Source organism: Oharaeibacter diazotrophicus, from assembly GCF_004362745.1.
GTDB lineage: Bacteria > Pseudomonadota > Alphaproteobacteria > Rhizobiales > Pleomorphomonadaceae > Oharaeibacter > Oharaeibacter diazotrophicus.
On the sequence record NZ_SNXY01000013.1, the window covers coordinates 122,732 to 135,212 of the forward strand.

The 12,481-nt window shown below is 73.9% G+C and carries 7 protein-coding genes; 2 read left to right on the forward strand and 5 right to left on the reverse strand.

Annotated features, from left to right (window positions below):
* Positions 1 to 140: 140 nt before the first annotated feature.
* Positions 141 to 2,051: a bifunctional 5-dehydro-2-deoxygluconokinase/5-dehydro-2-deoxyphosphogluconate aldolase gene (locus tag EDD54_RS22545; protein ID WP_126541984.1), complete on the reverse strand. Its 1,911-nt coding sequence runs from the start codon at positions 2,049 to 2,051 to the stop codon at positions 141 to 143.
* 643 nt (positions 2,052 to 2,694) lie between these two features.
* On the opposite strand from EDD54_RS22545, the gene iolG reads away from it, so the two are divergent.
* The gene (gene iolG, locus EDD54_RS22550; RefSeq protein WP_126541983.1) at positions 2,695 to 3,687 is read left to right on the forward strand and encodes an inositol 2-dehydrogenase; all 993 of its coding nucleotides are present in this window, start codon (positions 2,695 to 2,697) and stop codon (positions 3,685 to 3,687) included.
* An 88-nt stretch (positions 3,688 to 3,775) separates the two neighbouring features.
* Here iolG and EDD54_RS23710 read toward each other — a convergent pair whose 3' ends face one another.
* Genes EDD54_RS23710 through ptsP form a run of 3 tightly spaced genes read right to left on the reverse strand, consistent with a single transcriptional unit; the run spans position 3,776 to position 9,032 of the window.
* Positions 3,776 to 5,506, reverse strand: a complete 1,731-nt coding sequence (locus tag EDD54_RS23710) for a PTS fructose transporter subunit IIC (protein ID WP_126541982.1) — start codon at positions 5,504 to 5,506, stop codon at positions 3,776 to 3,778.
* Positions 5,507 to 5,562: 56 nt separating this feature from the next.
* A complete protein-coding gene (pfkB, locus tag EDD54_RS22560; protein ID WP_126541981.1) occupies positions 5,563 to 6,516 on the reverse strand; it encodes a 1-phosphofructokinase in 954 nt (317 codons plus the stop codon).
* A complete protein-coding gene (gene ptsP / locus EDD54_RS22565) occupies positions 6,513 to 9,032 on the reverse strand; it encodes a phosphoenolpyruvate--protein phosphotransferase (RefSeq protein WP_126541980.1) in 2,520 nt (839 codons plus the stop codon). Before ptsP ends, pfkB begins: the two co-directional genes overlap by 4 nt.
* Positions 9,033 to 9,196: 164 nt before the next feature.
* Between ptsP and EDD54_RS22570 the strand changes: the two genes are divergently transcribed.
* Positions 9,197 to 10,180: a LacI family DNA-binding transcriptional regulator gene (locus EDD54_RS22570; protein WP_126541979.1), complete on the forward strand. Its 984-nt coding sequence runs from the start codon at positions 9,197 to 9,199 to the stop codon at positions 10,178 to 10,180.
* A gap of 112 nt (positions 10,181 to 10,292) precedes the next feature.
* Here the strand turns inward: EDD54_RS22570 and EDD54_RS22575 are convergent, their stop codons facing one another.
* The gene (locus EDD54_RS22575) at positions 10,293 to 12,074 is read right to left on the reverse strand and encodes a thiamine pyrophosphate-binding protein (RefSeq protein WP_126541978.1); all 1,782 of its coding nucleotides are present in this window, start codon (positions 12,072 to 12,074) and stop codon (positions 10,293 to 10,295) included.
* Between the last annotated feature and the right edge of the window lie 407 nt (positions 12,075 to 12,481).

Genomic DNA, 12,481 nt, shown 5'->3' on the forward strand with positions numbered 1-12,481 from the left:
ATCCAAGTGGTGCCATACCTCGTTCGTGAAGTCCCGACGTGTCGGGACTTCACGAGGTTTCGGCCTTTCGGCCGGCGCCCGGTCGGGCGCTTCTCGCCCGCAAAGTTCCGACCACGGGTCGGAACCCTGCGCGCTCGGTGTCACGCCGCGCGCGGCCGTGCCAGTCCGTTCCAGGCCTCGACCAGAGTCCCGAAGCGGGCGGCCATGTCGGCCACCGCCGCGGCGTCGTCGATGTCGCCGGCGAGCCAGCGCGCCGCCGCGTCGGCGAAGATGGTGCGCCCGACCGCGAAGCCCTTGACCAGCGGGCTGACCCGGGCGGCCCGGAAGGCGGCGACCAGATCCTCCTCCGGGGCCTCGAGGCCGAGCAGCAGGATGCCGCGGCAGTAGGGGTCGCCGGCGCGGATCGCCGCCTCGATCCGGGTCCAGGCGGCGGGGTCGGCCTGCGGCTCGAGCTTCCACCAGTCCGGCTGGATGCCGAGGTCGTAGAGCCGGCGGATCACGCTCGCCACCGTGTCCTCACCGAGGGCGCCGTGCTTGCCGGCGATGATCTCGACCAGGAGTTCGCGCCCGACCGTGCGGGCGGCGTCGGCGAGGCGCAGCAGTTCGCGCTCCTGGCGCGCCTTCAGCTCGGCCGGGTCGTCCGGGTGGTAGAAGCACAGGCACTTCACCGTGTGCCCCACCGGCCATTCCGTCAGGTGGCTGCCGAGGTCGGGCAACTGGTCGAAGTCGAGCGGACGCGAGCCGGGCTTCTCGACCGGCCGGCCGATCCAGAAACCGTGGCGGGCGGCGGCGAACAGCGCCTTGCGGCCGTGGGTGCCGTCGATCAGCATGCCGAAGCCGGCCCGCCCGCGCGCCACCCGGGCCGCCGCCTCGACGGCGAGCAGCTTGAAGTCGGCGATGCGCTCGCGCGGCGCGCCCAGGCGGTCGGCGACCTCCTCGAGCTGGATCCGGTGGTCGATCGCCAGCGCCACGAGGCCGTCGGTCTGCGGTCGCCGTGTCGTCGCCCAGTGCAGGTGGGCGAGGTCGGCGTCCTTGCGCAGCGCCCGGTGCGGGCTGCCGTTCCCGAGGAAGTGCGACAGCTCGGCGAAGGTCGGGTATTCCGGCGAGCACAACAGGCGCGACACCGCGAAGGCGCCGCAGGCGTTGGCCCAGGTCGCGGCCGTCGCAAGGTCCTCGCCGCCGAGCCAGCCGCGCAGGAAGCCGGACATGAAGGCGTCGCCGGCGCCGAGCACGTTGTAGACCTCGATCGGGAAGCCGCGGCCGACGATGCCGTCCTCGAGGTCGTCGGGGATGGCGCCGTCGTAGACGATGCAGCCCATCGCCCCGCGCTTCAGCACGATGGTGGCGTCCGAGACCGCGCGGATCGCCTTCAGGCTGGCGGCGACGTCGCCGGCGCCGGTGGCGATCATGATCTCCTCTTCGGTGCCGACCACGAGGTCGCAGTCGGGCAGCACCGCGGCGAGCCGCTCGGAGACGGCAGCGGAGGCGACGTAGCGCTCGAAGCCGGCGTCGTGGCCGGCGAGGCCCCAGAGGTTGGGCCGGTAGTCGACGTCGAACACCACCTTGGCGCCGTGCGCCCGGGCGAGCCGGATCGCCTTCCGCTGCGCCGCCTCGGCGGCCGGCCTGGAGAAGTGGGTGCCGGTGACGACGATCGCCCGGGTCGAGGCGATCAGCGCCTCGTCGACGTCGCCCTCGTCGAGCGCCATGTCGGCGCAGTCGGAACGGTAGAAGATCATCGGGCTGACGCCCTCGTCCTCGACGGCGAGCAGGACGAGCGCGGTGAGGCGGGCCGGGTCGACCGCCACGCCGGCGGTCGCGACACCCTCGCGGGCGAGCTGCTCGCGCACGAACCGGCCCATCTGCTCGGCGCCGACCCGGGTGACGAGGCCGGAGCGCAGGCCGAGCCGGGCGGTGCCGATCGCGATGTTGGCCGGGCAGCCGCCCACCGCCTTGGTGAAGGTCTGGGCGTCCTCGAGCCGGGAGCCGATCTGCTGGCCGTAGAGGTCGACGGAGCAGCGCCCGATCGCGACGACGTCGAGTGTCTTCGTCATGTCCCTCTCCCGCCCCCGCCGGCCGTGCCATCCGCGGGAATGAACCGCACATTTCCTTTAATGTCAATGCAGAATGAAAATTCCATGTGGTGAAGGGGCGTGGCGGAGATCGCACGGGCCGGTGTGGCAGGGGATCGACGGCTGGGGACGAAGCCCCGCGCGACGAAGCGGAGGCGGTCGAGCCGGCCGCGGTCGCTCCTCCACTGCGCACCACGCACCGCTCCCGCAGGCCGCCCTTCATCCTTGCCCGTAAACGGCAATTCATCCTTCCCCTCAGGGGAAGGTGCCGAGCGGAGCGAGGCGGAAGGGGTCGCGACGGACGACGGCAGGAGCCCGTTCCGCCCGTGACGTGCACCGGAGACCCCACGGAACCCCGACCCCTTCCGGCCCTTCGGGCCACCTTCCCCTGAGGGGAAGGATGAAGGCCGCGCTGCGCTCCTCGGCGTCGTGCCGCGTTCCCGAGAGGACGGACGAACGTCGGTGTCGCCCCCCTCCTGCCGGCCCCCGCTTGACACCGCCGGAACCGGCGGAATAGTGCTTCCATCGAACACCCGATCGGCATTTCCGTTCCGCTACGGTCCGTCGGGACCGCGGCCGGGCCGTCGGTTCGGCCCGGGATGCGGGCGTTGCTGGAGAGGCCACCATGACCTTGAGACTGGGACTACTCGGCGCCGGCCGGATCGGCAAGGTGCACGCCCGCGCCGTCGCCGCGACGCCGGGCGCGCGCCTCGTCGCGGTCGCCGACGCCATGCCCGGCGCCGCCGCGGCGCTGGCGGCCGCGGCCGGGGCCGAGGTCCGCGACGTCGACGCCATCATGGACGCCGACGACGTCGACGCGGTGATGATCACCACGCCGACCGACCTGCACGCCACCATGATCGAGCGCGCCGCCAAGGCCGGCAAGGCGATCTTCTGCGAGAAGCCGATCGACCTTTCGGCCGCCCGCGTGCGCGACTGCCTCGCCGTCGTCGCCGATACCGGCACGCCGCTGATGGTCGGCTTCAACCGCCGCTTCGACCCCAACTTCATGGAGGTCAAGCGCCGAATCGAGGCCGGCGCCATCGGCAAGGTCGAGATGGTCGCGATCACATCGCGCGATCCCGGCCCGCCGCCGGTCGAGTACATCGCGCGCTCCGGCGGCCTCTTCCGCGACATGACCATCCACGACTTCGACATGGCGCGCTGGCTGCTCGGCGAGGAGCCGGTGTCGGTGTTCGCGGCCGCCTCCGTGCTGGTCGATCCGGCGATCGGCACCGCCGGCGACGTCGACAGCGCCTCGGTGATCCTCACCACCGCCTCGGGGAAGATCGCGCAGATCTCCAACTCGCGCCGCGCCACCTACGGCTACGACCAGCGCATCGAGGTGCACGGCTCGGCCGGCCTCGTCTCGGCCGAGAACCTGCGCGCCACCACGGTCGAGGTCGCCAACGCCGAGGGCTACCGCCGCGAGCCGCTGCTCGACTTCTTCATGACGCGCTACACCGCCGCCTACGCCAACGAGATCGCCGCCTTCCTCGCCGCGCTCGAGGCGAAGGCGCCGATGACCCCCTCGGGCGACGACGGGCTCAAGGCCCTCCTGATCGCCGACGCCGCCACCGAGAGCGCCCGCACCGGCCGCCTCGTCGCGATCGGCTGATCCGGCGATCAGCGTCGCCGAAAAGAGGACGGCCGCGGTGCGAGGCACCGCGGCCGTTTCCATTCGGAACGCGTGTCCGCCGCCGCGGTCAGGCCGTGGCGGGCTTCTTCAGGAGGCGCAGCAGCACCGCGGTGACCAGCGTGCCGGCGACGATGGCGACGAGATAGCCGCCGAGGTGGACCACCGCGTTGGGGATCGGCAGCACGAAGACGCCGCCGTGCGGGACCTTGAGCTCGGCGCCGACCAGCATCGAGATCACGCCGGCGGTGGCCGAGCCGGCCATCAGCGCCGGGATCACCCGCATCGGATCCTTGGCGGCGAAGGGGATCGCGCCCTCGGTGATGAAGGAGATCCCGAGCACGGCGGCGGCGTTGCCGGCCTCGCGTTCCTCCGCGGTGAAGCGGTCGCGGAAGATCCAGGTGGCGAGCGCGATGCCGAGCGGCGGCGTCATGCCGGCGGCCATGGCGGCGGCCATCGGGGTGTAGACGCCGGAGGCGATCAGGCCGGTGGCGAAGGTGTAGGCCGCCTTGTTGACCGGGCCGCCCATGTCGAAGGCCATCATGGCGCCGATGACGATGCCGAGCAGCACGCCGTTGGTGGTGCCGAGACCCTTCAGCCAGTCGGTCATCGCGGCCAGCACCGCCGCGACCGGCTCGCCGACCACGTAGATCATCAGGAGGCCGGTGATCGCGGTGCCGAGCAGCGGCAGCAGCAGGATCGGCTTCAGGCCCTCGAGGTTCTTCGGCAGCCGGATCGCCTTCGCCAGGAAGGCGACCACGTAGCCGGCCATGAAGCCGGCGACGATGCCGCCGAGGAAGCCGGCGCCGATCGAGCCGGCCAGCATGCCGCCGATGGCACCTGGCGCGATGCCCGGCCGGTCGGCGATCGAATAGGCGATGAAGCCGGCGAGCATCGGCACCATCAGCGCGAAGCCGGCCTTGGCGCCGATATTGAAGAGGGCCTGTCCGAGCGTGCCGGCGTGGGCGTCGTCGTAGACGTAGATGCCGCCGAGCGCGAAGGCGAGGGCGATCAGGAGGCCGCCCGCCACGACGAAGGGCAGCATGTAGGAGACGCCGGTCATCAGGTGCTTGTAGGCGCCGGTGCGGGCGGCGGCGCGCGCCGCCTTCTCGGCGGCCACCTCGGCGGCGAGGTCGCGGCCGGCGCCGCCCTTCGCCCCGCCGAGCACGGTCGCTTCCGCAAAGGCGCGGGCGACGAGGCCCTTGCCGTCGCCGATCGCCGGCTTGGTGCCCGATTGGAACACCCGCTTGCCGGCGAAGCGCGCGAGGTCGACGTTGGTGTCGGCGGCGATGATCACGAGATCCGCGGCGGCGATCTCCTCGGCGGTCAGCGTGTTCTGCGCGCCGACCGAGCCCTGCGTCTCCACCTTCACCGTGTGGCCGAGCGCCTTGGCGCCCTGCTCGACGCCCTCGGCGGCCATGAAGGTGTGGGCGATGCCGGTCGGGCACGACGTGATCGCGACCACGAACTTCGCCGCGCCCGTCGGCGCAGCCGCCGATCCGGCCGCGGCCACCGCCGCGGCGACGACGCGGCCCGCGTCGGCGAGCACGGCCTCGACCGTCGCGGTCGTGGTGGCCTTGCCGGCGAAGCGGCCGTCGGCCGGCACGTCGCCGACCAGCAGCACGGCGTCGGCGGCGGCGATGGTGGCGTCGTCGAGCGGCGTCGCGACGCCGTCGGGGCTGCGCGTCTCGACAGAGGCGGCGGCGCCGAGCGCGGCCGCGGCCTTCTTCAGCGCCTCGGCGGCGAGCACGGCGCGCGAGCCGCGCTCGGTCACGCCGATCACGATGGACAATGTCGACATCAGGTCCTCCGGTGCGCGGGCGTCGCGGCCCGCGAGGGTGCGGTCCGCCGGGCTCCTCAGCCGGCGAGGCGGGTGATCTCGGCCGCGTCCGCCAGCGCGCGCACCACGTCCGGCGCGGGCAGGTGGGGTCCGATGCGGCCGAGCTTGGCGGCGGCGAAGGCGACCGCCCGGCGGGCGGTGGCCTCGGGATCGAGGTCCTCGGCGATGGCGGTGACGAGCCCGGCGACCATGGCGTCGCCGGCCCCGACCGTGCTCTCGGCACGGACCGCCGGCAGGCGGGCGGCGATCACCGCGCCCGCGCGCACGAACAGCGCGCCGTCGGCACCGAGCGAGACGACGACGAGGCCGATGCCGCGGCGGACGAGGCCGGCGGCGGCCTCGACGAGACCGTCCCGGTCGGCGATCGGCCGGCCGGCCCATTCCTCGAGCTCGTGGCGGTTCGGCTTGACGGCGTAGGGCAGGTCGCCCGGCGCCGCGGCGAGCACGGCGGCGAGCGCCGGACCGGAGGTGTCGACGACGACGCGGGCACCGGCGGCGCCGAGCGTGCGGGCGAGCCGGGCCCAGCTGTCGGGGGCGAGGCCCGCCGGCAGCGAGCCGGCGAGCGCCACCGGGGCGCCCGGCGTCGCCGCGGCGAGCGCCGTCGCGGCGACCTCGGCCAGCGCCTCGGCGTCGGCGGCCGGCCCGGGCATGTTGAGGTCGGTGGTCTCGCCGGAGCAGAGGTCGGCGATCTTGACGTTGGTGCGGGTGTCGCCGGCGATCCGGACGAAGCGGTCGGCGATGCCCTTGGCGGCGAAGAAGCCGGCGAAGATGCCGTCGTTGCCGCGGCCGATCAGCCCCGTCGCGGTCACGGCCGCGCCCCAGTCGGCGGCGCAGCCGGCGACGTTGACGCCCTTGCCGCCGGCGTTGGAGACCACCGACACCGCGCGGTTGACCGCGCCCGGCCGGAAGCCGTCGACGCCGACCGTGAGGTCGACCGCGGCGTTGAGCGTGACGGTGACGACCGGCCTCATCGCCCGGCCCCTTCGGCCGGGGCGGTGTCGAGCGCGCGGACCTCGTCGGCGGTGGCGCAGGCGAGCGCCGTCTCGGCGAGCGCGGCGAGGTCGGCCTTCGAGGCCGCCCGGATCCGCGCCTTCACCGCCGGGATGTCGCGCGGCGTCATCGACAGCTCGTCGACGCCGAGCCCGACCAGCAGCGCCGCCCCGAACGGATCGCCGGCGATGCCGCCGCAGACGCCGACCCAGCGCCCGTGCACGGCGGCGCCCGCGACGGTGCGGCGGACGAGCCGCAGCACCGCCGGGTGCAGGCCGTCGGCCTCGGCGGCGAGTTCGGGATGCTGGCGGTCGACGGCGAGGGTGTACTGGGTGAGGTCGTTGGTGCCGATCGAGAAGAAGTCGACGTGGGCGGCGTAGACGTCGGCCATCTCGGCCGCGGCCGGCACCTCGACCATGATGCCGAGCGGCACCGCGGGCGCGCCGACCTCGGCGCGGATCCGCTCGGCGGCGGCGCGCACGGCCAGGATCTCGCCGAGCGAGGTGATCATCGGCAGCATGATCGACAGCCGCGCCCCGCCGGCGGCGGCGCGGTAGAGCGCTCTGAGCTGCGGCTCCATCAGGTCGGGCCGGCGCAGGAGCAGCCGGGTGCCGCGCACGCCGAGGAACGGGTTCTGTTCCACCGGCAGGGCGAGGTGCGGCACCTGCTTGTCGCCGCCGATGTCGAGCGCGCGCACGATCAACGGGCGGCCGCCGAGCGCGGCGGCCATGGCGGCGTAGCCCTCGGCCTGCTCGTCCTCGGACGGCGTGCGGCCGCTCTCGAGGAACAGGAACTCGGTCCGCATCAGCCCGACGCCCTCGGCGCCCTGGTCGAGCGCGCCGGCGACCTGCTCGGGCTTGTTGACGTTGGCGCCGATCTCGACGGCGTGGCCGTCGGTGGTCACCGCCGGGCGGGCGCGCTCGGCGGCCTCGGCGGCGGTGCGCGCGGCCTCGGCGGCGATGCGGTCGCGCGCCGCGGCGACGTCGGCGTCGGTCGGCTCGACGAACAGCCGGCCGCCGTCGCCGTCGAGGATGGCGGGCCGGCCGGAGGTCAGCTCGAGCAGCGCCGCGCCGCCGGCGACCAGCGCGGGCAGGCCGAGGGTGCGGGCGAGGATGGCGGTGTGCGAGGCCGGGCCGCCCTCGGCCATGGCGAGGCCGGCGATCCGGCCGAGGTCGAGCGCGGCGGTGTCGGACGGGGCGAGGTCGGCGGCGACCAGGATCACCGGGCCGTCCGGCAGGTCGTCGAGGCCACGGGCCGCGGTCTCGGGGGCGAGGCGGGCGAGCACCCGGCGACCGACGTCGCGCATGTCGGCGGCGCGGGCGGCGAGCAGCGGATCGGGGCTCTTGGCCAGCGCGGCGGCGACGGTCTCGACCGCCCGCGTCCAGGCGAAGGCCGGGCCGTGGCCGTCGACCATGGCGCGGCAGGCGGCGGTGATCAGGTCGGGGTCGGCCAGCATCTCGGCCTGGGCGGTGAAGATGCCGCCTTCCGAGCGGCCGATCCGGCGCGCGGTGTCGTCGGCGACGAGCTTCAGGTCGTGCACGGTCGCGGCGATGGCGTCGTCGAGCCGGCGGCCGGCGGCGTCGAGCGGCTCCCAGACGTCGGCGACCTCGGTCGCGGCCGGGCGGATCACGTGCAGCGTGCCGACGGCGAGGCCGGGCGCCGCGCCGATGCCGCGGACGGCGGCGAGCGCGGTCGGCGGCTGGAAGCCGCGGCCGGCACCGGCGCGGGCGGCGGCGCGCTCGGCGTCGGCGCGCTCCTCGGCGGTCAGCGCGCGCACGGCGGCGAGGAAGCCGGCGAGCGCCTCCGCGGTCGCGGCCGAGATCGTCACGCGCTCGCCGTGCCCGAGGCCGAGCTGCAGCAGACCGACCAGCCGGGTCGGATCTGCCGCCTCGGCGCCGCGGCGCACCTGGATCGGCACGCCGGCGCGGCGGGCGGCCTCGACCCAGCGCGCGGCCGGGCGGGCGTGCAGGCCGCTCGGATAGTCGACCACCCATTCGGCGGCGGCGGGCAGATCGGCCGGCGGCGCGGCGTCGGCTGCCGCGAAGGCCGCGGCGGCGTCAGCGTCGAGGGCGGCGACGATCGCCAACGGGTCTCCGGTTCCGGCGAGGTCGGCGAGCTTCGCCTCGTCCTGCAGCAGTCGCGTCAGCTTGCGCAGGATGGCGATGTGGGCGTCCGACTGCGCCGCGATCGCGAACACCAGCCGCACCGTCTGGCCGGCGTTCCACGTCACGCCCTCCGGCACCTGCACCACCGCGATGCCGTTGTGGCGCACCAGCGCGCGGTCCTCGACCATGCCGTGCGGGATGGCGACGCCGTGGCCGAGGTGGGTCTCGGCGACGGCCTCGCGGCGCAGCATGCTGCCGGCGTAGGCGGGGTCAACGTAGCCGGCGTCGGCCAGGAGACCGGCGGCGAGGCGGATCGCCTCGTCCTTGGAGGCGGGGCGGGCACCGAGGCGCACGAGCGCCGGCGCGAGCAGCGGCCTGGAGGCGGCGTTCATTCGGATCTATCCTCCCGTCACCGGTTTCGGCGGCCTGAAAAGCTTTTCAGTTCGGAGGGCGCATAGCACACCCGGGGTTTTCCCTGGAAGGGCGTTGCTTTGCGTATTGCGGGGAAAAGCGCCGGATGGTCTAACGATGCAGCGATTGGAGATCGTTTTCAGTCATGGCGGTGGGAATCAAGGATGTCGCCCGGGCGGCCGGGGTCTCGCCGGCCACGGTGTCGCGCGTGCTCGGCAACGGGCCGGTCAGCACCTCCTTGCGCGAGCGCGTCGAGACGGCGATCCGGCTGACCGGCTACCGGCCGAACCTGTCGGCGCGCCGGCTGCGCTCGCAGCATTCGCGCACCATCGGCCTGATCGTCTCCGACCTCGGCAACCCCTTCTTCACCGCGCTCAGCCGCGCGGTCGAGGACGCCGCCTATCGCGCCGAGATGCGCGTCGTGCTCTGCAACACCGACGAGAACCCGGCGCGCGAGGCGATGTACCTGCGCCTGATGCAGGAGGAGCGCGTCACGGGCGTGATCTACGCCCCGACCCGCCGCATGGCCGCCTCGCTCGGCCAGATGGACTTCGACTTCCCCGTCGTGCTGGTCGACCGCACCGGCCCGGTCGGGCGCCACGACGGCGTGCTGCTCGACAACCGCGACGCCGCCGGCCGTCTCGCCGACCATCTCGCCGCCCGGGGCTTCCGCCGCATCGCCGGCCTGTTCGGCAACACCAGTTCCACCGCCGAGGACCGCCACGCCGGCTTCGTCGCCGCGCTCGCCGGCCACGGCCTGACCGCGCGGGCGAGCTTCGTCGCGCCCGCGGTCGCCGCCGCCGAGGAGGCCGCCGCCGCGCTCCTCGCCGGCCCGGACCGACCCGACGCGATCGTCGGCTCCAACGGCCTGATCCTGCTCGGCATTGTCAAGGCGCTGAAGGCCGCCGGCTTCGCGATGCCCACCGACGTCGCCGTCGCCGGCTTCGACAACGAGGTCTGGACCGACCTCGTCGGCGACGGCGTCACCGTGATCGAGCAGCCGGTCGCCGACATCGGCCGCGCCGCCATGTCGCTGCTGTTCGAGCGCCTCCAGAACCCCGACGGCGCCGCCCGCACCGTCATGCTCGCCGGCCGCCTGATCGAACGTGGCTCGACCCGGCGGGCCTGAACCGGTTCCCCCCAGAACGACTTCGCCGCCGGGATTGCTCCCGGCGGCGTGTCGTCGTGGTCCCGTGCCTTTCGCGAGTCGGGACGTCTTCCGCCCGCCCGGTTCTCTCCGCTCAGTTCTTCTCGGGCAGATCCGCGGAGACCTTCCAGTCGCGGAGCTTGTAGACGGTGCCGGGCCGCGGCCGCGGCTTGTCGGCGCCTTCGCGCATGCGGCGCTTGAAGCTGTGGATCGGGGTGGCGAGGTCGTCGATGCGGATCTCCACCACCGACGGGCCGTCGTGGGCGAAGGCGCGATCGAGCGCCGGGCCGATGTCGTCGGGCTTGTCGACGTAGATCCCGAGCAAGCCGAGGCCCGCCGCCGCCGCCGCGAAGTTCGGGTGGCAGCTCTGGCTCTCCAGCATCGCCGACTGCACGTTCTTGAAGAAGATCTCCTGCCACAATTGGATCCAGCCGAGCCGGCCGTTGTTCAGCACCACGTTGACCACGCGCTGGTTCTGCTGCAGCTGCGTCGCCAGTTCGCCGATCGTGTAGGAGAAGCCGCCGTCGCCGGCCACCGTCACGATCCGCGCCTCCGGACGGGTCGCCGCCGCGCCGATCGCCGCCGGCGTCGAATAGCCGAGCCCGCCCTGGCCGCGGGCGTAGAGGAAGCCCCGGCCCGCCTTGGTCGCCGGCAGGAAGTTGGCGATCCAGCCCGCCGAGAAGGACGCGTCGGAGACCACGACGTCGTCCGCCGTCAGCCGCTTGGCGAGTTCCGCCATCGCCCGCGGCGGGTTGATCGGGATCTGGTCGGTCGCGATCTCCTCGGCCTTCTGCGCCTCGCCCTCGGCCTTGACCGCGGCGATCCGCTCCAGCCACGCCGGGTGCGACTGCCGCGTCAGGCCGGCGGCGAGCAGGGCGAGCGCCTCGCGCACGTCCGAGTACAGCGACACCGTCGGGCGGAAGGTGCGGCCGTGCTCGGCCGGGTCGGCGTCGATGGTGATGGTCGCCTGCTCCGGCAGCGGCAGCGTCCAGTTCATCGCGGTGTTCTGGCTGGCCTTGGAGCCGCACCAGATCACCAGGTCCGCCTCCTTGATCAGCTCGATCGCGGCGTAGGAGCCGAGCGGGTTGAGCGTGCCGGCGGCGTAGGGCAGCGTCTCCGGCACCGCGCCGCGGCCGGTCAGCGAGGTGACGACGAGGCCCTGCAGCTTGTCGGCGAAGGCGCCGGCCTCGGCCCAAGCCGAGGCGCCGTGGACGCCGCCGCCGTAGACCACCGCCGGCCGCTCGGCCCGCCGGATCAGGGCGAGCGCGTCGGCGAGCCCCGCCGCCGTCGGGGCCGAGCGCACGAACGGCGCCTTCGAGGCGCGGGCGTCGACGGCGACCTTGACCGTCGCCTCGTCCCACTCGGCGTCGAAGATGTCGTGCGGGATGATCAGCGCCACCGGGCCCGGGCGCGGCGAGGTGGCAACGCGGAAGGCGGTGCGGATCAGGTCCGGCAGCGCCGAGGCCGAGGGCACCAGCCAGGCGTCCTTGGAGAAGGACTTGAAGAAGGCGAGCTGGTCGAAGCCCTGGGAGGCGATGCCCTTGTCCTTCAGCGACAGCCAGTCGAGCGGCAGCTCGCCGACGATGCCGATCATCGGGATCGAGGCGTTGAGCGCCTCGAGGAAGCCGGCCGGCAACAGGTTGGCGCCGGGGCCGACCGTGACGTCGACCACGCCCGGCTTGCCGGTCAGCCGGGCGTAGGCGTCGGCAGCGTAGGCGGCGTTTCGCTCGTCGCGCATCAAGACGTGCCGGATCCGGTCCGTCCGACGCGAGATGCCGTCGTGCAGCGCCGTCGTCTGTCCGCCCGGCATGCCGAACACCAGCTCGACGCCGTATTGCGCCAGCATCTCGGCTACCAGATCGCCTATGTGGGACATCGTCCTCGTTCCTGTTCGCTCGAAAGGGGGACGCCGCTCGGGGGAGGGCTCGCGGCGTCGCAGGGGAAGCGTCGAGCGGGCTCGACGGTGGGGCAGGGCGGGCGGGAGACGGTCCCGCCCCGCCCCGGGAGGCCCGGGCCGGGCGCGAGCGCCCGGTCCGGTCCGGTCCGTGGGTGTCGTACCTGCCTCGTAAAGTCCCGACGTGTCGGGACTTTACGAGATCTCGGCCTCTCGGCCGGCGCCCTGTCGGGCGCTTCTCACCCGCGACGCTCCGACCAAAGATCGGAACGTGGCGAGCTCGGCCTCAGGCGAGGCCCGTCACTTGGCGTCGGACCAGCTCTTGACGAGCTCGTCGTAGTTGACGGTCTGGGGCTTTTCCTTCTCGTTCTCGATCTTGGGCTGCGGGG